General features: G+C 58.5%; 18 protein-coding genes. 17 read left to right on the top strand and 1 reads right to left on the bottom strand.

The annotated features are described in order from the left end of the window. Positions 1-152: 152 nt before the first annotated feature. The gene (gene acpS, locus ACWI8T_RS01985) at positions 153-530 is read left to right on the top strand and encodes a holo-ACP synthase (protein ID WP_449137760.1); all 378 of its coding nucleotides are present in this window, start codon (positions 153-155) and stop codon (positions 528-530) included. 155 nt (positions 531-685) lie between these two features. Here the strand turns inward: acpS and ACWI8T_RS01980 are convergent, their stop codons facing one another. Then, on the bottom strand, positions 686-2,263 hold the full coding sequence (locus ACWI8T_RS01980; protein ID WP_449137759.1) for a PucR family transcriptional regulator: 1,578 nt from the start codon (positions 2,261-2,263) through the stop codon (positions 686-688). A 266-nt stretch (positions 2,264-2,529) separates the two neighbouring features. Between ACWI8T_RS01980 and ACWI8T_RS01975 the strand changes: the two genes are divergently transcribed. The 16 genes from ACWI8T_RS01975 to ACWI8T_RS01900 all read left to right on the top strand — a co-directional run bounded on the left by ACWI8T_RS01975 (position 2,530) and on the right by ACWI8T_RS01900 (position 21,574). Continuing rightward, entirely contained in the window at positions 2,530-4,326 is a 1,797-nt protein-coding gene (locus ACWI8T_RS01975; RefSeq protein WP_449137758.1) for a CocE/NonD family hydrolase, read from the top strand. Positions 4,327-4,494: 168 nt separating this feature from the next. Then, positions 4,495-5,808 carry an MFS transporter gene (locus tag ACWI8T_RS01970; RefSeq protein ID WP_449137757.1) on the top strand — a complete coding sequence of 438 codons (1,314 nt, stop codon included), beginning with the start codon at positions 4,495-4,497 and terminating at the stop codon, positions 5,806-5,808. Positions 5,809-6,029: 221 nt separating this feature from the next. Next, complete coding sequence (locus tag ACWI8T_RS01965; protein WP_449137756.1) at positions 6,030-6,284, top strand: acyl carrier protein; 255 nt, start codon at positions 6,030-6,032, stop codon at positions 6,282-6,284. Between the two features lie 145 nt (positions 6,285-6,429). Next, positions 6,430-7,428 (top strand): phosphate acyltransferase, encoded by a 999-nt coding sequence (locus tag ACWI8T_RS01960; protein ID WP_449137755.1) that lies wholly within the window; start codon positions 6,430-6,432, stop codon positions 7,426-7,428. Between the two features lie 9 nt (positions 7,429-7,437). Next, on the top strand, positions 7,438-8,433 hold the full coding sequence (locus tag ACWI8T_RS01955; protein ID WP_449137754.1) for an alpha/beta hydrolase fold domain-containing protein: 996 nt from the start codon (positions 7,438-7,440) through the stop codon (positions 8,431-8,433). Further along, positions 8,399-8,800 (top strand): ABC transporter ATPase, encoded by a 402-nt coding sequence (locus ACWI8T_RS01950; protein WP_449137753.1) that lies wholly within the window; start codon positions 8,399-8,401, stop codon positions 8,798-8,800. The genes ACWI8T_RS01955 and ACWI8T_RS01950 overlap by 35 nt, the downstream gene beginning before the upstream one ends. 27 nt (positions 8,801-8,827) lie before the next feature. Beyond that, positions 8,828-9,946 carry a butyrate kinase gene (buk, locus tag ACWI8T_RS01945; RefSeq protein WP_449137752.1) on the top strand — a complete coding sequence of 373 codons (1,119 nt, stop codon included), beginning with the start codon at positions 8,828-8,830 and terminating at the stop codon, positions 9,944-9,946. A 1,289-nt stretch (positions 9,947-11,235) separates the two neighbouring features. Continuing rightward, a complete protein-coding gene (locus ACWI8T_RS01940; RefSeq protein WP_449137751.1) occupies positions 11,236-13,197 on the top strand; it encodes an SEC-C metal-binding domain-containing protein in 1,962 nt (653 codons plus the stop codon). Between the two features lie 613 nt (positions 13,198-13,810). Continuing rightward, positions 13,811-14,530 carry a cytochrome c3 family protein gene (locus ACWI8T_RS01935; protein ID WP_449137750.1) on the top strand — a complete coding sequence of 240 codons (720 nt, stop codon included), beginning with the start codon at positions 13,811-13,813 and terminating at the stop codon, positions 14,528-14,530. A 251-nt stretch (positions 14,531-14,781) separates the two neighbouring features. Then, positions 14,782-15,468 carry a cytochrome c maturation protein CcmE domain-containing protein gene (locus ACWI8T_RS01930; protein ID WP_449137749.1) on the top strand — a complete coding sequence of 229 codons (687 nt, stop codon included), beginning with the start codon at positions 14,782-14,784 and terminating at the stop codon, positions 15,466-15,468. A 3-nt stretch (positions 15,469-15,471) separates the two neighbouring features. Then, a complete protein-coding gene (locus ACWI8T_RS01925; RefSeq protein ID WP_449137748.1) occupies positions 15,472-17,790 on the top strand; it encodes a heme lyase CcmF/NrfE family subunit in 2,319 nt (772 codons plus the stop codon). 10 nt (positions 17,791-17,800) lie between these two features. After that, on the top strand, positions 17,801-18,514 hold the full coding sequence (locus tag ACWI8T_RS01920; protein ID WP_449137747.1) for an ABC transporter ATP-binding protein: 714 nt from the start codon (positions 17,801-17,803) through the stop codon (positions 18,512-18,514). Continuing rightward, positions 18,515-19,231: a heme exporter protein CcmB gene (locus ACWI8T_RS01915; RefSeq protein ID WP_181861919.1), complete on the top strand. Its 717-nt coding sequence runs from the start codon at positions 18,515-18,517 to the stop codon at positions 19,229-19,231. Positions 19,232-19,541: 310 nt separating this feature from the next. Then, positions 19,542-20,306, top strand: a complete 765-nt coding sequence (gene ccsA, locus ACWI8T_RS01910) for a cytochrome c biogenesis protein (RefSeq protein WP_114615733.1) — start codon at positions 19,542-19,544, stop codon at positions 20,304-20,306. After that, complete coding sequence (locus ACWI8T_RS01905) at positions 20,307-20,498, top strand: heme exporter protein CcmD (RefSeq protein ID WP_281668170.1); 192 nt, start codon at positions 20,307-20,309, stop codon at positions 20,496-20,498. It abuts the gene before it with no gap. A 257-nt stretch (positions 20,499-20,755) separates the two neighbouring features. Next, positions 20,756-21,574, top strand: coding sequence for a UTP--glucose-1-phosphate uridylyltransferase (locus ACWI8T_RS01900; protein WP_114616247.1), 819 nt, complete (start codon positions 20,756-20,758; stop codon positions 21,572-21,574). Positions 21,575-21,873: the final 299 nt, after the last annotated feature.

The following is a 21,873-nucleotide window of genomic DNA, read 5'->3' as shown; positions in this document are numbered from 1 at the left end:
ACTCTGGCTATGGTTGGGCGACTTCAGAAGGCGAGGGGTTAGGGCAGACGTTCTAGTGTGGCCCCGTCGCCTTTTTCATTGTGCTCATTTCCTTGACGAGCGTTAAAGTGGTGCTCAAGACATTAGGGCACGAAAACGGCTTGGAGGCACGCATGGTCAAAGGCATCGGAATCGATTCGGTTGATATCGAAGAAATGCGCGCCATGTGCGACGATTTCGACAACGCGTTCGTGCGCCATACGTTCACGGAAAGGGAAGTGGCCCAGGCGTTGGATCGCCCCGACGCGGCTTCGTTTCTCGCGGGACGCTTCGCTGTGAAGGAGGCATGCTTCAAGGCGCTCGGCCATCTGACGCGTGAAGGCGGTTTCGACTTTCGCAAGGTGGAAACGCTCCATGACGAAAACGGCTGTCCTACGATTCAGAAAAACGCCGCTCTGCAGCCGATTCTTGAAGAGGCGGGCGTGGAAAGCCTGCTCGTCTCCATCACGAACGAAAGCGACATCGCCACGGCAATCGTGTTGGCGCAGTAAGAGGAAAAACTGCGTTGCTGCGTTGATTGCCGAAAATGCCCTGTCGCTTCGCGCGTTTTTTCGAAAAGCTTGAGCTGAACGGGACTTGCTTCCTTGCATATTGCGGCATGGATCCGCCGTATGCGAGGCGTGTTATCGCGCTCGTCGCAAGGCCCTTATTCCTCACCTTTCCGCAAAATGAGCTTGTCGAAGCGGTTCTGAATACGCAGCACGTGAAACGTCATTTGAATATTCGCGATGGTTTCGGCGTCTTTGAAATCGCGGCCCATAATGCCGCGGATTTTCTCAAGCCTCCAATAGAGCGTGTTTTTATGAATGAAAAGCCTATCCGCGACCGCTTGCGGGTGCGTTGGGTCTTGCAGGTACTCGTAAAGCGTATAGGCGAGGTGCGTGTTGTTCTCGCGATCGAGGTCAATCACATGCACGAGCGGCGGGTAGCGGTAGGAATACAGCGTCTTCAAATCGGTGACGTTGTTCGCCAAGTCGAGCAGGCGGTATTTCGAAAATGGGTAAATGCGCGCGTCGGGGTTGAGCCGCCGCCCCAGTTTAAGCGCCCGTTTTGCCTCATCGGTATGGTAGGGCATGCGTTCGGGGTTGATGAAGATGCTGCTTATGCCAATATCCAATTTCGTGCCGCGCATGTCATTGAGAAGCGCTTCGATGTCGCAAACGCCCTCTTCCGCAATGGCGTCGCTGCTCGATATGAAGGTGATGCTCGTGTGGTCAAGCGTGTAAATGCTGTTGTAAATATGCGGGTGCAGCTTTTCCGCAAGTGGTTGTGCCTGCTCGGCGGGCAAATATTCGCGTGAAAGGTCGACGAAGAATACATGCATGTGCTTCTTCAGCTGATAGCCGAACACCGAAAAGCGCTTTGCAATTTGGTCGCGGTCCTGTTCAATCTCGCCTTCTTGTAATTTCTTGAACAGATGCGCGTAATACAGCGACTTGTTCAGGAGAAACGCGTTGCTGCGCTGCATATGGATGCTCAATATTTGCGCGATGGTGGGAATCATGTCGACGCGGCTTTTTCGCAGCTCGCTTTCTTTGGTAAAGAAGCTGATTGAACCAATGATCGTGTCCCGGCTGTGGATGAGGGAGAAATAATTCGTGTGCACGCCATTGCCAATATCGTAGTCAAACCGAACGAGATCAAACGGTTTTTTGGGATTGACGAGGCCCTTTGCTTTAAGCAAGGGAAGGGCGTCCTCGGGAAGCGTGCCAGATCCTTTCTCTTCGCCGCGGGCGATTTCTGGCGGGAAATTCGACGACACGGCCAAAAACGAGAGAGAGTTATCCAATACGGAGGCGGGCGTTCCGACAATTTCGGACGCCTCATTCACAAGGGTTTCCAAGGCGGCGCCTCTGTTTACGAGAGCCGTGAGCTCGAGGATCTTGTCTTTGCAGCGCTGCAGTTCGCGAAACTCGGCAGAAAGCAATTCGAAATTCGACGTCCAGTCAGACTCCGATTTCATCAGCGCGAGAAACGGTTTTCCCTGGAAGGGTTTGAGCGGCTCGTTGACATAAAGAAAGAATGCGCGGTCTTCGGTGAGGTTTGCGGGCAACTCGTTGAAATATGAGGTGCGGCAGAAAATGACGGCATCTTTATCGGCGAGCGCCATGTGGAGAGGACGGAAGAGCAGCGTTGCACCATTGAACGTGGTATGCAATGAGGGATTACTCTTGATGTAAATTGTATTGGAGTCCAATAAAGAAAGAAGTTCATCGATATCCATGCGGTCCCCATGTTTCTCGAATGTTACTAGACGTTATTGCAGAATATACAGCAATTCAGGCGTCTTTATTATGCAAAAAATCGTTTTATTTGGGCTGAAAAATGAATAATCAACCAGCTCTTGTTCTGACAAATGATCAATAAATTGTGCGTCAAAACAATGACTCTTTTACGTTGGAAGCCATAATTCGACTTATGAAAACGCTTCGGAAGTGCGAAAAGCGCTTATGGAAAATGGGGCGTTGGGCATAAGGAAGGAGTTTGGCGATGGCTGAAGAAAAAGCGCCGGGAATCGTGAAAACGATGAAGTTCGGCGACGAAGAGTTCGAGGTTCCTTTCGCCAAGGGCAACCCAGGCAAGACGCGCGAAGAGCTTGACGAAATCAAGCGCAAGCTTGCCGAAGAGGGCGGCGCGACTGACGGGGAAATGGTTGCGACCATGGGCTATTGCGCCCCGTATCAGCCGCACACTTATATGACCGAACTGCAGGATGTGCTCTGCGAGCGCGATCAGGCATGTGTGCTGCGCGACGGCACCACTATTTACGCCGATATTTATCGTCCTGCGAACACCTCCGAGAAAGTTCCTGTCATCTGCGTTTTCGCGCCATTTGGCAAGAACCCCTCCGAAGGCATGGATTCTTGGCAGCTCATGGGCGTGCCCCCGAAGACGGTTTCTCAGTACGCCAAGTTCGAGGCTCCCGACCCCGGCTATTGGTGTCGTCAGGGCTACGCAATCGCGAACGTTGACCCGCGCGGCATCGGCAATTCCGAAGGCGATGTTTACCTGTGGGGCAGCCAGGATGCGCAAGATGGCTACGACTTCATTGAGTGGGTTACCGCGCAGGAATGGTGCAACGGCAAGGCGACCATGATCGGCAACTCGGGCGTGTGCATGGCTCACTGGCGCATTGCTGCGACCCGTCCGCCGCATTTGGCATGCTTGGCCGCGTGGGAAGGCCAAGGCGACCTGTACCGCGAGTCGTATTTCTGCGGCGGCATTCCTAATCCCGACTACGAGACGCACATCATCCAGGCGCTCGCAGTGAATAACTACATCGAGGATACGCCGGGCATGGTTGCCAAGTATCCTCTGATGAATGCCTATTACAAAGACAAGATCGTCGACTGGAACAAGATTCGCATTCCTACCTACGTCACCGCTGGCTGGGTGCACCATCACCTGCGCGGCGCGTTCGAGGGCTTCCGCCGCATTCGCTCCCCGAAGAAATGGATGCGCGCCCACCGCGACTTCGAGTGGCCTGATTCCTACAAGCCCGAGAACCTCGAGGACGTCAAGCGCTTCTTCGACCGCTATTGCAAGGGCATTCACAATGGTTGGGAAATGACCCCGCGCGTGCGCATGGATGTCATGGATGGCTACGATTACGACTACGCCGACAAACGTCCCGAGGAAAGCTTCCCCATCAAGCGCACCGAGTATCGCAAGATTTACTTGAACGCGGCCGATGGCAGCGCGTCGTATGAGCCTTGCTCGACTGAAAGCGAAGTGGTGTACGACCCGAAGACCGAGACCACCACGTTCACCATGCAATTCACCGAGGATACCGAGATTTCCGGCTACATGAAGCTGCATCTCAACGTCGAGTGCCGCGGGTATGACAACATGGACCTGTTCCCGTGGGTCATCAAGCTCGATAAAGACGGCAACTACGTGCCGATTCGCGTGATGGGCGCGCCGTTCCGTGGCGCATGGGGCTTCCTGCGTTGCTGCCACCGCGACCTCGACCCGAAGTACGCGAGCGATTTCCAGCCCGTGCATTCGCACGAGAAGGAAGAGCGCATGCAGCCGGGCGAGATCGTTCCTGTTGACGTGGAGATGTATCCGCATTCCCGCTTCTGGCACAAGGGCGAGAAGATTCAAATCGTCATCGCTGGTCGCTTCATCAAGACCGAGTGGTTCCATGACACCGATATGAACCATAAGACCGACAACGGCGACGGCATGCATGTCATTCATACCGGCGGTCAGTACGATTCGTATCTGCAGATCCCGGTTGTGCCGCCTAAGTACCAGGTCGGCGATTACGTCTACCGCGGCTAGCGGCCCCGACGGGCGGGGCGCATGCAAGGGGCTGCGCCCCGCCCACTCTTGTCTTCGCGCGGCAGCATCGCGCGGCGGCGAATCACTTTCAGAATTGAATAATCAAACACACCGAGGCCGTGTCGCCGTGCGCGATGGGCGGCTGGCCTCCCGTTCCCAGGAGGAACAATGACAGGGGAAAAGAAATTCAACGCGTGGATTCCGAATTTTGGCGCTAAGGGCTGGGGAATTACCCTTACGTGCTTCGTGTTCTTCATCTTCTTCACGTTCTGGAATTCGGTTACCAACACGCTGTTCGGCATTTTCGGCGAACAGTATGGCTGGCAGCAGACCGACATGTCGTTCGTTATCACCGTAGCTGGCTGGATTTCGCTGGTTGCGGTGGTTTTGTTCGGCACGCTCGGCCGCAAGATTGGCGCGAAAAATGTGTCCATAATCGGTTTGGTGGGTAGTGCCGTCGGCTTCATCATTCTTGCGACCATGAACAGCTTCGCGATGTTTGCCGTGGGCGTCATCGTGTTCTACTTCTGCATGGTTGCCTACGCGACTATCGGCGTTGGCATGCTGGGTTCGGCATGGTTCCCGCGTACCAAGGGCGCCTTCATGGGAATCGCTACCATCGGTACCACGTTCTGCTCGGCCGCCATGAACCCGATTATTCTTGGATTTGTGGGCGCTGGCCTGGGCGTTTCTGGATTCTTCTGGGCATGCGCGATCGTGCTGCTCGTGATGGCGGTCGTCGTGTTCTTCTTCGTGAAGAACAACCCTGAAGAGGCTGGCGCGTATCCCGACAACGACAAGTCGGTGAGCCGTGAAGAACTCGAGGCCGAATTCAAGGAAGCCGAAGAGTACAAGAAGCACAGTCCCTGGACGACCGCTAAGGTTCTCAAGACTCCCCAGACGTGGCTTATCGGCTTCGGCACTGGTCTTCCTATGATGGTGGGTGCGGGCGTCATCGCCATCTTGGTTCCCACGCTTATCGGTTTTGGCCAGGATCCCATGTTCGGCATTCTGCTCTTGAGCTCCATGTGGCCCATCGGTCTTCTCGGCCACTATTTGATTGGCGTTATCGACCATAAGATCGGCACGAAGAAGACCGCTCTTGTCGTTATCGCGATTCTTGGCTTGGGCGGCCTGATTACCTTCGTTGGTGGCCATGAGGCCGTTGCGTGCGCCATCTCGACAGGCATGTTCATGTTCGGCCTGTCTGGGTCGCTAAACGTATGCACCTCCCTGACCGTTTCGATTTTCGGCCGCGCCGACTTCGAAATCGCGTACACGCCGATTCAGGTCATGTTCAACATCTTCAACTTCGCGGGCGTCTCGGTTATGTCGATGGTTGCCGCGGCGTTCGGCCCCACCTACGTCATGCTCGCGGTGTTCATTATCTGCGTGGTTGCGTTTGCCATCATGATGGCGCTGCCGTATCGCCAGATTGGTTCGAAGATTCACGGCGACGAAGAGGTTGCCAACGCTCAGTAGGGGCAATGCTCACTGACGCGCTTAGTCGCGAAAGCGCAGATGGAACGCTTGCTATGCAGGCTTCCTTATGAAAAGGCCGTCGCCGGGCTCTTTCGAGCAGGCGACGGCGCACCTCCCGCAAAGCGTCATCTTGGCAGAGGGCTTTGTGGGCGAGGTTTTATTTAAGCGTGCCAAGCGGCGGCGAGATACGCGCGTTTGGCCGAATCGAGAAAGGAAACACAATGGACGCAGAATTCCAGGCAGAGGTCGTCGACATCCTTAAAGATAAGGCGGCAGAGATTTTCGGCTCCGACCCGGCGACGCTTTCCGCCGATACCCGTTTCATCGAGGATTTGCACTGCAAGTCGGTCAACATCGTGCAGTTTGCTTCCGCGCTTGAAGATGAGTACGAGGTCGAGGTTCCTTTCATGGAGTTGAACAAGAAGAAGACCTTCGGCGAAGCCGCTGCTCTGGTCGACGAGAAGCTTTCTATGTAACGCGCTGCCATTCCGAGGCGTCTCGGAATGGAGCCGAGGGTGCGGCGACGCTGACAGGTGGGGTGCATGGTGATTTCCACGCCGCATCCCCGGCTCCATTCCATAGGAATTGTTTCTGAGCTGGTTTTAAAGGAGAGGATTCGATATGGCGACTTTGATTGAAAAGCTCATCGAGGACGCGAAGGGCGCGCCCAAGCGTGTGGCGATGCCCGAATGCGAGGCGGCCAACACGCTGCTCGCCGCTCGACAGGTGGCCGACGATGGCATTGGCACTCCCGTTCTGGTGAGCCCGCGCGTAGTCATCGAAGCGACCGCCGCCGAGGCCGGTGTTTCGCTCGACGGCATGGAGATTGTCGACAACACCGACGAGGCTGCCGCCGATGCGCTCGCCGAGCGCTATATGGCGACTGGCACGCCCCGCTTGATTTCCGCCAAGGGCGCCCGCCGCAAGATCAAGAACCCGATGTATTACGCCATGATGATGGAAGAGCTCGGCGACGTGGATTGCACGTTCTGTGGCCACACCAACACCACGGGCGATGTGCTCATGTGTGCGCAGACCATCATCGGCCTGCAGGAGGGCGTCGACGTTCCGAGCATTCTCGCGCTGGTCGAGACGCCGGGCTTCGAGGGCCCCGAGGGCAGCGTGATTTGCTTTACCGACTGCGGATTGAATCCTGAGCCTTCCGCCGAAGAGCTTGCTTCCATTGCGATTGCCGCCGCCGACGGCTCGGCTGCGATGATGGGCTGGCAGTCGCGCGTCGGCTTCCTGTCGTTCTCGACGACTGGATCGGGCGCGGGCGAGAGCGTCGACAAGGTGAACGCCGCCATCGAGCTCGTGCATGAGCGCCGCCCCGATATCCTGGTCGACGGCGAGTTCCAGCTCGACGCCGCCATCGACCCGAAGGTCGCCGCGAAGAAGGTCAAGCGTGAAAGCGACGTCGCGGGCAAGGCGAACGTGCTCGTGTTCCCCGATTTGAATTCGGCGAACATTGCCGTGAAGCTCGTCCAGCGCTTCGCGCACGGCGCGGCGTATGGCCACAACCTCTCCGGCTTCAAGTGCCCCGTGGCCGATTCTTCGCGCGGCGCGACTGTGACCGAAATCGTCGGCGACATCGCGATGCTTGTGCTTTCTGCTCGATAGGCGATGGCCATGCAGTCGACCTCCGACCAGATGAAGAGCGTCGTTCGCTACATGCGTTCGAGTCTCGCGCGCACCTTGCGCGGAAGCGAGGTGCGCGGTCGTGAGATTGCGGCGGATGCAGAGGCAGGGCGCCATGCACCGTGCTGGCTTCATGAGGCGAAATCGAACGGGCCGCGTCCGGTGGTGTTCGAGATTCACGGTGGCGGCTTTGCGCTCGGCGATGCGCGCAAGGAAGACGCGCTGTGCGAGTGGGTTCGCGATTCGTTCGATGTGCATGTAGTTGGGCTCGATTATCGGTTGGCGCCCGAGAACCCCGCGCCGGCCGCCCTTGCTGATGTGGTGGCTTCGATCCGGATGATTGCTTCCGGTTCGCAGTGCGACGTCGATGCGTCGCGTCTCGCGCTTCTTGGCTACAGCGCCGGCGCATCGCTTGCGCTCGCCGCCGCATTCGAGCTTGCGCGTGACCCCGGGGTTCGTCTTGCGGGGCTGGCGCTTCATTACCCGTTTCTCGATGCGGCCACCGCGCCTGATGGGGACGCGGTGCGCGACATCGACTTGCCGCTTGACCTTATGCAGGCGTTCAACGAGTGGTATATCGCCGACGGGGATGCTCGTGACCCGCGCATTTCGCCCGCATTCGCGACGGACGCACAAATTGCTTCGTTGCCATTTGTCGGGTTCTACCCGGTCGAAGGTGACGAGCTGTTCTCGCAGGCCGAGGCGATGGCGTCGCGCATCAATGCCATCGATCGGCCCGTGGGCTGGCATCCTGTATCCGGGATGTATCACGGATACGTCGAAGACGCGGCCAACGTTGCCGCGTACGAGGCCATTTCGCTGCCCGAGACCGTGGCCGCCCGTCCCTGTGACTACGTGGAGGCGGCGGCGCGCAGCGTGAAGGCGAGCCTCGAGGAAATATTGGGCCCCGCGCCCCACGATATTGAATTTGACGGAGGAAGGCGAGACGCGCATGACGAAATGGACCCTGGGCGTGATTTTGTGTGACTTGGTGCTGGCGGTGGTCATCAACACGTCGGCCATGCTTCTTTCCGCCGCGCCGATTTCGTTTCAGGCGTGGTATCCGGGCACGGCGAGTGCGTTTTTCACAAATGTGCTGCTCCAGCTCGTTTTGCCTGTGCCGGCGGCTGGTCAGGCGGCGACGCGTTTTCTCGCGCAATCGCGTATTCGCCCCGTGTTCTCGGTATTCGTTGAGAACCTCATTTTTGTGACATGCATCTCGTTCACGATGGCTGTGGTGCAAACTCCCGCTGGCGGCAGCATTGTCGCGACGTGGCTTTCGACGTATGTCTGGCTCGTACTTATTGGATATGCGACTTCTCTCGTTTTGTACGTGGTTCAAAACAGGAAATAAGAGTATTGGATAGAAAGGTTTTCTCTCATGGGCTATAAGATTCTCACGCTTTCCCCGGGTTCCACCTCCACCAAGGTGGCCCTGTTCGACGATACGAAAGAGATTTTCCGTCTGAACGTGACTCACCCGGCTGAAGAGCTGGCGAAGTTCGATCAGACCGCCGACCAGTTCGACTACCGCAAGCAGGTCATTCTCGACGCGCTCGCCGAGCAGGGCGTCGGTCTCGAAGAAATCGATGCCTACTCGGGCTACTGCGGCGCCATGGGCCCCACGGTGGGCGGCATCTTCGCCATTGACGACACGGTGTGCGACCACGTGATGAACGCCGGCGTGAACCACCCGGCGATTCTGGGCGCGCCTCTTCTGCATGCTCTCGCCCAGGTGTACGGCAAGCCCGCCTATGCCGTGAACCAGCCCGACACCGACGAGCTTGAAGACGTCGCCCGCATCACGGGCTACCCCGGCGTGTATCGCAAGAGCCATGTGCACTGCCTGAACCAAAAGGAATGCGCGATTCGCTGCGCCACCGAGCTGGGCAAAACCTACGAGGAAGGCACGTTTATCGTGGCGCACGTGGGTGGTGGCCTTTCGGTTGCCTGCCACGATCATGGCCGCATGGTCGACACCAACGACGTGCTCGAGGGCTCGGGCCCGTTCGCCCCGAACCGATCGGGCGACGTGCCCCTGAAGCCCGTGGTGAAGCTCGCGTTTTCGGGCGACCACACCAAAAAAGAGATTGACGGTGTTATTGGCAAGACGGGCGGCTTGGTTGGCCTCGTCGGCACCGACGACGCTCGCCAGATTGATGCGCGCATCGAACAGGGCGACGAGTGGGCGAAGATTTGCTACGAGGCCATGGCCTACCAGGTTGCGAAGGCGATCGGCGCGTTCGCAACGGTGCTTAAAGGCGAGGTTGACGGCATTGTGCTCACGGGCGGCGTTTCGCACGACCCGTTCTTCGTAAACTATGTTACCGAGCGCGTGGGTTGGATCGCCCCTATCAAGGTGTACGCGGGCGACTTTGAGATGGATGCCTTGGCCGCTGGCGCCGTGCGTGCGCTGAACGGCGAGGAGGGCGTCATGACCTATACGGGCGAGCCTTCTTGGAAGGGTTTCCAGATGGAGGGCGCTATCCCCGAGGCGTAAGGCCAACTGGACAATTGCTTGAATGTGGAGCGTATGCGCTTTACAGATAGGTCGTCATCCCCTTGATTTTGGCTCTGTCATGGGCGACCTGGGCGCCATGCATTCGCATGGCGCCTTTTTTGTGTTCCTCGACCCCGCGCGAGCCCAACCGCACTTGCCAGGCTTACAGGACAAAAAGCGTGTCTCATTCAGGGATGTTAACGCAGGCCGATTGCCCTTTTCGTTTGCTTGAATTTGTCGGCTGCATTTGGGTGTTCGAACGCTCGGGCTACAGCGTAAGAGGAAGGCCAAAGGCAGAATTCCCCATCTCTGGCCGGCATGAAGACGCGCGGCTCGCTGGAGTGAGGACGGGATTTTCCAGCGCGAGGGCGCACAGACGCAAGATCCGCCAGCTCGAATGCGCGTTCTTCGTCTGGCAAAACATGGGCCCGGGCTCTAGATTGCGAATGGCGGCGATTTTGACCACAACCTGCGTCGAGGTGGTCAAAAAGCGCGCCATTCGCAAATCTCATTCCTGCGAAGCCCCTCGAAGCTCTTCCGGGGATGGCTCGTTCCCGCAAAACCCCAGGTGAACAACGCCTCGAAAGAAAGAGCGGCGAGCTGAGAGAACCGCTCGAAGGTGGGGTGCGCATTGGGACGTGCCAAAACTGTGAATGGCGGCGGTTTTGACCACTTCTTCGTGAATCATGGCCAAAAAGCCCGCCATTTGCAAACGCCGCCTTCACGAAGCCCCTTCTTGCGACCTTTCTCGCGAAACGGCAGTCGAGGGCGGCCCCCGAAGTCGAAGTGGGTATTCTACAGGGCGGGAGCGGTTGTTTTTGAGGCTGCCGTCGCGTTTGCGCCTCCATCCTGCCGCGTCCTCACGGTCCGCGTTGAGGCGGCCTTTGCGCAAAAACGCACGAAGTGCGTACCCTATTTTGAAACACGATGCTACAAGCCGTTTATGGGCTATCGTGACCTGGGATTATGTTTGTGTGTGCGTGCTTTTTGAACGCATCATGAGCCAAGGGTACGCACTTCGTGCGTTTTCGTGCAAGGCACACCTGTTTCGGCTGCTGGATTGGCTGTCGGTGGCGCTGCGTCTTGCTTTGCCGGCGATGCTGAGGACTTTTGCGTCCGCCGAGGGCGAATGATGAAGTTGATTTGCGCACGCTTTCCCGACCCCGCGCAGGTTCACCCACGTTCGCCAAAACGCTAGTCTGACCTCGCGGCGGCTTCTGTCGCCCGCATCGTTCTTCGCGCTATGGTAATGTTTGCAAAAATACTGTTGCTCGGCTTTAGGGGGCGCCATGGTGCTGAATCCTGCCCAGGGTATTCGTTTTTTCCAATTGCTCGATTCCGTGGTCGACTTCGCCAATGCGCGTTTGGGTCTGAACCTTCACGTCGGCTGCGATCGCGCGCAGCGCGACCCGGAAAAGCAAAGCGAGGTCATGCGGGCATTATGCGGACACCCCGAGGTTCTGCAGGAATACGTCGCGCTGAACCCGTCGGGCTTTTCGGCGTCGCTTTTGAAGGAGGCGGCATCGTGGCGCGAGGCGCTCGATGGCCGATTCCCCTATTGCGTTCGCTCGAACGGCGATGTTGAGCTGCTTTTCGAGGACCACATCATAGAACTCACGGGGCTTTCGCTCGAGGTCGATTCCATGCTGAGAAGCGACATCGGTTTCGTCGACACGTGCCTTCTGCCGTTCGCGGGTCGCATCGTGTACGCTTCGGCCATGGCGGAATTCAACATGGCGATCGGTGCGGGTTTGGCGAAGCAATTCGACGCTTGGTTCGCCGACGCACACGAGAGTGGGAAAATTATTCGCACGGCCGATGAATATCTTACAGTGGTCCCGCTTCTGAAGGCGCAGCGCGACAAGCGCGAGGCGCAGCAGCTTATCGAAGACACGGAATACGACCTGAACCCGCCGACCGAATTCCCCGGCGTACATCGCAGCCCTTTGGCGGACATGCCGTTCGAAGAACGCGACGCACGCATAGAAAAAGAGGCGTGGCGCATACTGGAAAACTTCGAAGGCGGCGCGCTGACTATCGAGAAAATGCTGCGGAAGCATTGCGCGAAAGGGGAGCGCCGAACCGATTTGGCGAGCCTCGCCGCGACGGAGAAAAATGCTGATCTCGAGAACTTCCTGCGCGGCATCGGCGCGTCGCGTTCGAGCGGCTTGAACAAGAAGAAGCTTGTCGCGGGTATCGCCGAGCAACTTGCGAAGGCTCCCGAGGGAATATCCCATGTATTCACGTCGATGGAGCCCGTTGCATTTGCGCGAATGAAGCGGCTCTTCGACGCAGGCGGCGCGCTCGTAGCCCGCATCGCCGACATCGATTCGCTCAAAGAGTTTCCCCTGCCCGTGCCGCTTTTGTGCTACCTGTTCGACGAAGGCGACAATGTGGCATGCGTCATACCCGATGAGGTTTTCGCTGCGATGAAAACGCTCGACTGGGCCGAATTGGCGCGGTACTTCGACATGGTCACGCGAGCGCGTCAGGTAGCCGATTTGCTTGTTGCGACACGCGGCATGCTTACCTTCGACGAGGCGTTTGCGGAATACAACCGCATCTATCCTGATGGCTTTTCCAAAAATGCCCTCACGGGCGCGTTGTCTTTGTATATAAAACAGTTCGAGCCTGGTTTCGAGGTGCTGTACGACGACGAGCACGAGGAGTGGTATTACGTCGATGCGAGCCTGCTCGATGAGCTCGACGAATCGGGTGAGCCTGTGCTGGGCTTTGACGGTCTGAATATTGGCAAACTTGGGTTTTTGGAAGATTTGCTCGCGGCGAGGGCGGGAAAAGACCCCTGGAAGCTTCCCTTCGACATGGTCGAGGCGGGCGATTATCTTGATTGGGCTTCCGCTTTGCCAAGCGCGCGGGCGTTTGAGCAGTTCTTGAACGAGAACGTGCCCGATGGGGAAAATGACTACACCTTTGCCGACACTCTTATGGAAGAGATTCTCACGAACGCTTCGGCGGGCGTCGATGCCACCGCGCTCGTTCAATACCTTGCCGATAGGGGGTTGGGATTCGAGGACCTTCGCCATATGAACAAGATGCTGGGGCTCCTGTTTGCCTTGTTTAACGACCTGCCACGTTGGGACAATAACGGTTGGCCTCCAGCGGCGTTGCACGCTGCGGCGTCCAGCAGGCCGGTGTTCCGCAACCCCGATGGGTCGTATATGAAAGTCGGTCGCAACGATCCATGCCCTTGCGGCAGCGGCAAAAAGTACAAGAAGTGCTGCGGAAGGTAAGCGGCTTCTCGGTGGGTGGATTGCGTTTGCGCGTCGCGGGCGGGCCGAGTTCGCGGTAGCCGCTGCGTGTCGTCGTGGCCGCATGCGCTTCCGCTGTGCCGTGGAGCAGCTCAGGCCCATCGCCCATCTTTCGTCATGGGCGCACCCTGCCATTCCGTGTTGACGAACATTCGGTCCTCCAGTCCACCTTGCGCGGCGGATGTTTCGCGAGCGCGAGTTTTCCGACCGATTCGCATTGAATGCGTTGGTACGAAGCCGGCCAAAGCGCGCTTCCCGTCGTCGCGGAAAAGTGTTCAAATGATGGTATTTCACTAATACAGCAAAAATGCTACTTAAGCAAACGAATACCGCCGTTCAAGCCTTCCATACGTCAAAATACTTAGAGAATAGGCATCTCACACTCTGCAGACGAGGAAAAAACGGCCCCACATACGCAATTTGTTGTAATTTCCCCCCAAATGGGTGAGGGCTTTTTGAGCGGTTTTTCGGCGAACTGTGCTAAAGTTTTCCGAAGTATTTCGTGTGCAGATTTACCAAGATGCTTTGGGCATCCCCTCCAACTTGCACACGGAATACGGGGAAGTGAAGGAAAGAAGAAAGAAAGGGGGTATCCATGGCTGAAGAAGAGAAGGTTGAAACGACCGAAGCTGCGGATACCAAAGCCGCCAAAAAGGGCAAGAAGAAGTGGCCCGTTGTTGTCGGCGTTATCGCTGTCGTGATCGTGGCCGCTGGTGCGGGCTTCTGGGTTTGGCATGAGCAGCCGAGCTTCTGCGCCGCCATCTGCCACACCCCGATGGACGCGTACCTCGAGACCTACGATTCCGGCAACTACGATAAGTATGGTAACGAGCTCACTTCTGAGGATCAGAAGAACGCTATGATGGCTTACCTGCACAAGACCGAAGCCGGCACTACCTGCCTCGGCTGCCATCAGCCTGTCATCACCGAGCAGGTCACCGAGGGCATGAACTGGATCAGCGGCAACTATGAGGTTGCTGGCGAGAACAAGCAGGGCGACACCGTCCTCGAGACCCGCGACATCAGCGAGCTCGTTGCTGCTCGTGGCGCTGAAGACGACGAGTTCTGCCTGAACTCCGGTTGCCACACCAACGCTGACGGTTCCGTCATGACCCGCGACGACCTCGTGGCTCTGACCGCCGACCTGTCCAGCACCCGCAACCCGCATGTCTCCCAGCACGGCGAGTACTCTTGCACGCAGTGCCACAAGGGCCATGCGCAGTCTGTGAACTACTGCTCTAGCTGCCACAGCGACGCTCCTATCCCGGAGGGCTGGCTCACCGCGAGCGAGGCCAAGAAGGCTCAGACTCTCTAGTCTGACGTTTTCATCGGCCACAACGCCTTGGGTACTACAATTTGCGTAGTTTCCCGAAGCGCCATGGAACAAAAGGACCCGCCAGTTTTTGGCGGGTCCTTTTTTGTATTCTTCAGAGTAGGAACGCCCTGCTCTTTTTTTGATGCGGGGCTGCAATGCCCGATGGGGCTTTATTGAGTTACGGGCGCGCGCGTGCGCGTGCGCGCAAGGGGAGCGGCGAGGAAGCGCCGCATGGAAAAGGAGCGAAGCGAATGAACTCCAAAATGAAGCGCAGGCTCATTGTAGTCACGGGCGTCATCGTTGTGGTGCTCGCGATTGTTCTGGCCATTGTTGGCTCGAGCGGTGCGGCGAAAACCATCTCGGTGAAAGACGCCCTGGAATCTGACCTCGCCGGCGAGCGCGTGCAGGTTTCCGGCAACGTGGTCGACAACTCGTTTGCCACGGTCGACGGCGTGCTCTCGTTTGACATTTACGATCCCGACGGCGGTGATCCGGCCCAGAAGCTTCACGTGAGCTACGATGGCGCGGCCTCTTCGACGTTCGGTAACGGCGTGACCGCCATTTGCACGGGCAAAATCGTCGAGGGCGAAGGCGGCCTCGAACTCGTGTGCAGCGAGCTTGTCACGAAGTGCCCTTCGAAGTACGAAAGCGCCACCGATGCGCTGAGCGTGACGAACCTGCTCGACTACGGTGACTCCATCATTAACACCACCGTGAAGCTCAAGGGCACCGTGAAGGCCGGCACGCTCACCTCGGCCGCCGAAAGCGGCGAGCCGCGCTTCGTGGTCGTCGACGCCAACGACGCCTCGCGCGAAGTCGCGGTCGATTACGACGGCGCGCTTGCCGACGGCATCGCCGATGGCACCTCGGTCGTTGTCACCGGCTCGCTGGAAGCCTCTGGCGCATTCAAGGCTACCGACGTCGCGCAGGAGGGTTAAAGCGTGTCTACTTTTGGTTTGTTTGGCCTGGTCATCGCCTTCGCGGGCGTGACCATTGGCTCTGTGTGCCTGCTTGTTTCGCAGGCGCTTCGCGGCAGCCGCCGCGCCTCTTCCGCCGACACGTTCGCGTGGGCGGGCGCTGTGGCGCACATTCTTGCGTTCGTCGCGCTCACGTTCTGCTGCGGCCTGCTCGTTTTCTGCTTCATGACGGGCGACTTCTCCATCGAATACGTGCTGCTCGAGCATTCTGAAGCGGAAGGCGCGCTCGGCGTGCTCTATCGCTTCGCGGGCCTGTGGGCCGGCCGCGAGGGCTCGCTGCTGCTGTGGGCATGGCTCATTTCGGCCTTCAACGTGGCCGTCGCCGTGCGCGTGATGAAGCATGACGAGCCCATCGACTGCATGGCGCTGCTCGTGTCGGGCCTCGTGCTCGTTGCGTTTGTGGCTGTCATGCTCTTCTCGGAAAGCAACATGCCTTTCATCGCGACCGCCGCGCCCTACATCGATTCTTCGGGCCGCCTCACGAACACGGGTTCCATGCAGGGCATGAACCCGCTGCTTGAGCACTGGGCGCAGGCCATTCATCCGCCTACGCTGTTCATTGGCTACGCGGGCCTCACCATTCCGTTCGCGTACGCCATCGCGGCGCTCATCGTGAACGATCCTTCGAAGAAATGGGTCGAGCGCTCGAGCCGCTTCGCCATGATTTCGTGGCTGTTCCTGGGCATCGGCATTGGCCTTGGCTGCGTGTGGGCCTACGTCGTGCTCGGCTGGGGCGGCTACTGGGGCTGGGACGCCGTGGAAAACGCCAGTCTGCTTTCGTGGTGCGTGGCGCTCGCGCTCGTGCATAGCTTCACCGTGTACCGCAAGCGCGGCGCGTTTAAGCGCTGGTCGGTTATGTGCGCGTGCATTACGTTCGCGTTCGTCATTACCGGCACGTTCATCACGCGTTCGGGCATCGTGCAATCGGTGCACGCCTTCGAGGGCGACCCCGTTTCGCTCGTGCTTTTCGGCGGCCTTATCGCGGTTTCGATGCTCGCGGGCGTTATTGGCCTGTTCATTCGCTGGAAGAGCTTCTGCCCCGGCGAGAACGACGTTATGGAGTCGTTCGCCTCGCGCGACGCCGCGTATTACTTCAACAACGTGATCATGATCGTGTTCACGGTGATCCTGTGCTACCTCACGGTGGCAAGCGCGCTGCCTTCGTGGCTGCCGTTCGGCGGCCAGAGCCTGTCTGCCGGCACGTACAACGCTATCGCGCGCCCGCTCGGCGTGGTGTACTGCGCGATTATCGCTGTGTGCCCGCTGCTTTCTTGGGTGAAAACCGACCCCAAGACGTTCTGGAAGAAGGCTCGCGTCCCCGCACTGTGCGCGGTCGTGCTGTTCGTCGGCCTTATGTCGTATTTCGTGACCACGCTCTACCCGGCGTATGACGCCATCATTCAGGCGGGCGGCACCGAGGCCGAAGAGCTCGCGTCGGAAGGCCCTGTGTGGTACTACAACGGCATCGCCGTGGTGGGCTTCGCGGTGGCGAGCTTGCTGTTCTTCAACACGCTGTTCCTCATTGGTCGTACGGTCGGCGCGCGCGCGAAGGCCATGGGTAAAAACCCGGTGGCGGCGTTTTTCGCAAGCCTCGCAGTCGACGCCCCGCGTTTCGGCGGCTACATCACGCATCTCGCGATGTCCATCATTTTGGTGGGCCTCATTGGTTCGTCGATGTACGTGACCGAGAAGGTCGGCTATGTCGACTTCGACCAGGATGCCAACACGGGCGGCACGTTCGTAATTGAAAACTACGAGCTTCGTTACCTGAACAACGAGGTGAACCAGACCGCGAACGGCAAGCAGATCGATTACTGCACCCAGTTTGAGGTGTACGACACGAATTCTGGCAACTATATTGACACCGTGTCGCCTTCGGTGACGCTGCAATCGGCCACGCAGCAGACCAAACTCAACGCGAGCGTGATCAGCTTCCCCATGGAAGACTTGTTCGTGGTGTACCGCGGCGTGAACGATGCCGGCCAGCTGTCGATGGACGTGCGCGTGAACCCGCTCATCAGTTGGGTGTGGGTTGGCTTCGCGATGCTCGTTGTTGGCACCGGCCTTGGCGCGTTCGGCCGTCGCAAGCCTTCCACTAAGGCGAAGGCTGCGGCCCAGGTGGAAGCCGGTAAGGGCGATGCTCATGCGGAAGCGTCCACGGGCGAGGCGTGTGCGGAACAAGCTGCGAACAAGGCTGAAGGCGCTGCCGAGGCCGCGACCGAAACTGCGGCCGTGACCGATGCTGCAACGGTGACTAAGCCTGCGGCGACGGCGAAAGCGTAGGGCAGCAGCTATGGCAAACGCCATTGAAACGAAAAAGCTCACGAAGGTGTTCGGCGATCGCAAGGCGCTCGACAAGGTGTCAATCGAGGTGCCCGAAGGTGCGTTCCTCTCGATTTTCGGGCCGAACGGCGCCGGCAAAACCACGCTCGTGCGCACGCTCGCCACGCTTTCTCGCGCCACATCGGGCACGGCGTTCGTGGCGGGGTTCGATGCGAAGGAAGAGCCCGACAAGGTGCGCGAGCACATCGGGCTCATCTCGCACAACCCCATGCTGTACCTCGATCTTACGGCTATGGAAAACCTCATGTTCACCGCGCAGCTCTACGGCGTGGTGAACGCCGAGGAGCGCGTGCGCGAGCTTCTGCGCGCGGTTGAGCTCGACCATCGCCGCTTCGACGTGGTGCGCACCTTCTCGCGCGGCATGACGCAGCGCCTTTCCATCGCGCGCGCCCTGATGAACGACCCTGACGTGGTGTTTCTCGACGAGCCTTACGCCGGCCTTGATCCCCATGCGGTCGAGATTTTCGACGGGCTCATCGAGCAGCTGCGCGACGGGCGGACCTTCGTCATGGTGAGCCACGATTTGCAGAAGGGCTTCGACGTGTGCACGCACGCGCTTGTGCTCGCGCGCGGCCGCGTGGTGAGCTACGCGCCGAAGGAAGGCATCGATTTCGAGCAGTTCCGCCAGCTCTATCGCGAGACCGTGGGAATGGGGGTGGCGTAAGTGGCCGTGGAAATGAAAAAGCCCTCCACCTGGGCTCATTACAAGGCGCTCTTGCGCAAAGACCTCGCCCAGGAGCTGCACACCAAGGAAATGATCACGTCCATGGGCCTGTATGCCCTGCTCGTGCTCGTGGTGTACGGTGCGTCGCTTGCCCAGGCGGGAAGCGAGCTCGACATTCAGCAAATGGCGGGCGGCCTTCTGTGGGTCGTGGTTTTGTTCACGAGCCTGCTGGGATTGAACCGCTCGTTTTCGCACGAGAAGGAAAACGGCTGTTTGGAAAGCATCTTGCTCGTGCCCATGGATCGCTCGGTGATTTTCTTGGCGAAGGCGACGGCGAACCTCGTGTTTCTGCTGATCGTCGAGGTTATTTGCGTGCCGCTGTTCTTCTTCTTTTTCCTGGGAACGGTGGGCGCTGCCGAGACGTGGCCGCTTATGTTCGCGCCGCTTTTGGTGGGCACCATTGGCATTGCAGGCATTGGCACGCTGCTTTCGACCATCACCATCAATACGCGTGGCAAAGACGTGATGCTCGCGGTGTTGTTCATTCCGCTTATGTTCCCGCTTCTGTGGGCGTGCGTTTCAGCGACCACGGGCGTGTTGGTTGGCGGCGAGGAAGTGATGGAGACGTTCACCACGTCAATGGCTTTGGCGGGGGGCTACGACGTCATCATGATTTTGGTGTCGTGGGTGCTTTACGACTTCGTCGTGAGCGCTTAAATCGTTGGGGGTCGCGCGCGGCTCCGCGCGGGCTTTTCTGAAACCACAGCGGGCTACCGCTCGCCTCTGGCTCGCTATGCGCCCGCTTGACGGTGTTTCATTCTGGAATGAAAAGCAGGAATGAACACCGACGGTTTCCAAAAAGCCCGCGCGGAGCCGCACGCGACCGCGACGCAAGGTTTGCTCAGCTGCGCGAAGCGAACGGTAGCGAACCGTGGCCCCGGATGGGCCCCTGGCCTGGCTTTGCGCGGCGGTAGGATACGAATAGATGGTATACGTTGCTTAAGGCATACGAGGAAGGGTTGGTGACATGACCGACAAACCGTTTAAGGAGCCTAAGGTTGGTGGCAAACTTGACGCTGCCGTGCCTTGGATGATGGCGGTGGGCACGCTGCTCGCCGTTGCGGGCTTCGTGCTCACGTTCACGTTGGCGCCGCTCGTCAACGGCGCGGCTGTGAGCGAGCCGCAGGTTATCGCGGGAACTGTGGTGGCCAATAAGCTGCTCATCTCGCAGAAGATCTTCTATTGGCACGTGCCGGTGGCCATTTCGAGTTTCGCTGCGGTGATATTCTCTGCGTTCTACGGCGTTCGATTCCTTATGACCAAACGCGCTTGCTATGACGTGCGTTCGCGCATCTGCATGGAAGTCGCGCTCGTCTTCGTGCTGTGCGTTATGGCCAGCGGTGAGCTGTGGGAGCGCTTCGAGTGGGGCGTGTGGTGGACATGGGAGCCGCGTCTTACCACGTACTTCATTTTGATGCTCATGGTTTTCGCGTACTTCATTCTGCGCAACGCCGTTGAAGACCCTGAGCGCCGCGCGACCTATTCGGCTGTGCTTGGCATTCTGATTTGCGTGGACGTGCCCATCTGCTTCATGGTCACGCGCATCATTCCCTCGAGCGTGCACCCGGTTATTTTCCGCACCGATTCGGGCCTGTCGCCCGACATGTTGCTGCCGTTCTTGCTGTCGCTGTTCGGCATGATGCTCATCGCGTTCGGCCTGTACCGCCTACGCCTGCGCACCCAAATCATGCAAGACAAAGTCGCCCGCCTTTCTGACGCATTGGAGGACTAAATGAATCCCGTTCTTTCTGAAATCTATTCCACCGTGCTTGGCGGTGCGCCGTACGTAATCGCCGCCTATGCGCTTATTTTCGCGATTCTCATGGTGTATGTGATCATGACCACCATGAAGTTGAAGAACACCGAAAAGAAGCTTGACGCGCTTGAGGAGCATGTCGAAGAGTTGCTTGCTGCGAAGAAATAGCGCGCTGGCCTGGTTTTTTTGCGTATGTGAGATTGGAGCGGTGGGTGCCACGGACGCCTGCCGCTTTTTCTTTCTTGGAGACAAGGGTGCGCTTGGCGATGGGGTGTCCGGTGTTCATTCGCGGCGGTGCTTGTTCGCGCTGGCGTGCAGCCTTTTTGGGCTTTTCCCGCTTGGCGTTCAAGTGTCGTACAATACACCCACGCAATCGAACGGGCCGCCGCGCGCGGCGCGTCGTTTTCCCAGATAGGAGATGTACGTTGAAGGCTTTGATTCCCGCTGCGGGCATGGGCACGCGCTTCCTTCCCGCCACCAAGGCTCAGCCGAAAGAAATGCTGCTTGTGGTCGACCGCCCTGTTATTCAATATGTGGTCGAAGAGGGCTTGGCATCGGGCGCCGATGAGGTCGTTATCGTGAACAGCCGCGATAAGAAGTCCATTGAGAAGCACTTCTCGCCCGACCCGGAGCTCGTGGCAACGCTGCGCGCTCGCGGCAAAGATGCTTACGCCGACGAGGTCGAGCGCGTTGGCAATCTCAACGTTTCCTACGTTTACCAGGACGAGCCGCTGGGCTTGGGCCATGCAATTCACTGCGCGGCCGAGAAAACCGCCGATGAGCCGTTCTTTGTGCTTTTGGGCGATGTCATTGTGCCCGACAACAACATTTGCCCGCGCATGCTCGAGGTTTCTCGCGCGCACGGCGGCGCGAGCGTGATTGCCGTGCTTCCCGTTCCCGACGAGCAGGTGCATCGCTTTGGCATTATCGACGGCGCTCCCGTCGAAGGCGAAGACGGCGTGTGGAAGGTGAACAGCCTGGTCGAGAAACCGGCGCTTGAGGATGCTCCGTCGAACCTCTCGGTGTTCGGCCGCTACCTGCTTTCGGCTCGCGTTATGGAGCTTCTGGCCGACGCCAAGCCTACCGTGGGCGGCGAAATTCAGCTCACCGACGCACTTGATGCGGTGCTCGCCGAAGAGGAAATGTACGCTGTCGTCATTTCCGACGAAGACGGCTTCGACACCGGTACGGTCGAGACCTGGCTCGACACCAACAACAAGCTGTACGCCCGCAAGAACGGCTAGGCTGAAAAATACGCGAGAGAACGGGGGCACCATATGGCGCCCCCGTTTTTTAGTGCCTTATCTCGTGGAACAAAAGGCACCTACTGATGGTTGCTGTTTTATTGGCTCGTGGTATAGGGTCTGCCTGCATGCTATAATACGAACAAACGTTTGGCTATAAACGACGCGGGTTGGAGGCGAGATGGAAAACGAGATTGTGCTGTTCGAATCGGAAGACGATCAGGTAAAGCTCAATGTCGAATTCGACGGCGAAACGGTATGGCTGACGAAAGAGCAGATGGCGGCGCTTTTCGGGAGAG

The organism is Slackia sp., from assembly GCF_977041755.1.
Note: the sequence above shows the minus strand (reverse complement) of the source record. Positions and strands in the feature narration are given on the sequence as shown.

Excerpts from the sequence above, each read along its gene's own strand:
- ACWI8T_RS01975 (WP_449137758.1), top strand. The coding sequence starts at position 2,530 with ATGGCTGAAGAAAAAGCGCCGGGAATCGTGAAAACGATGAAGTTCGGC.
- ACWI8T_RS01960 (WP_449137755.1), top strand. The coding sequence starts at position 6,430 with ATGGCGACTTTGATTGAAAAGCTCATCGAGGACGCGAAGGGCGCGCCC.
- ACWI8T_RS01940 (WP_449137751.1), top strand. The coding sequence starts at position 11,236 with ATGGTGCTGAATCCTGCCCAGGGTATTCGTTTTTTCCAATTGCTCGAT.
- ACWI8T_RS01905 (WP_281668170.1), top strand. The coding sequence starts at position 20,307 with ATGAATCCCGTTCTTTCTGAAATCTATTCCACCGTGCTTGGCGGTGCG.
- ACWI8T_RS01920 (WP_449137747.1), top strand. The coding sequence starts at position 17,801 with ATGGCAAACGCCATTGAAACGAAAAAGCTCACGAAGGTGTTCGGCGAT.
- ACWI8T_RS01950 (WP_449137753.1), top strand. The coding sequence starts at position 8,399 with ATGACGAAATGGACCCTGGGCGTGATTTTGTGTGACTTGGTGCTGGCG.
- ACWI8T_RS01980 (WP_449137759.1), bottom strand. The coding sequence starts at position 2,263 with ATGGATATCGATGAACTTCTTTCTTTATTGGACTCCAATACAATTTAC.
- buk (WP_449137752.1), top strand. The coding sequence starts at position 8,828 with ATGGGCTATAAGATTCTCACGCTTTCCCCGGGTTCCACCTCCACCAAG.
- ccsA (WP_114615733.1), top strand. The coding sequence starts at position 19,542 with ATGACCGACAAACCGTTTAAGGAGCCTAAGGTTGGTGGCAAACTTGAC.
- ACWI8T_RS01930 (WP_449137749.1), top strand. The coding sequence starts at position 14,782 with ATGAACTCCAAAATGAAGCGCAGGCTCATTGTAGTCACGGGCGTCATC.
- ACWI8T_RS01970 (WP_449137757.1), top strand. The coding sequence starts at position 4,495 with ATGACAGGGGAAAAGAAATTCAACGCGTGGATTCCGAATTTTGGCGCT.
- ACWI8T_RS01955 (WP_449137754.1), top strand. The coding sequence starts at position 7,438 with ATGCAGTCGACCTCCGACCAGATGAAGAGCGTCGTTCGCTACATGCGT.
- ACWI8T_RS01965 (WP_449137756.1), top strand. The coding sequence starts at position 6,030 with ATGGACGCAGAATTCCAGGCAGAGGTCGTCGACATCCTTAAAGATAAG.
- acpS (WP_449137760.1), top strand. The coding sequence starts at position 153 with ATGGTCAAAGGCATCGGAATCGATTCGGTTGATATCGAAGAAATGCGC.
- ACWI8T_RS01935 (WP_449137750.1), top strand. The coding sequence starts at position 13,811 with ATGGCTGAAGAAGAGAAGGTTGAAACGACCGAAGCTGCGGATACCAAA.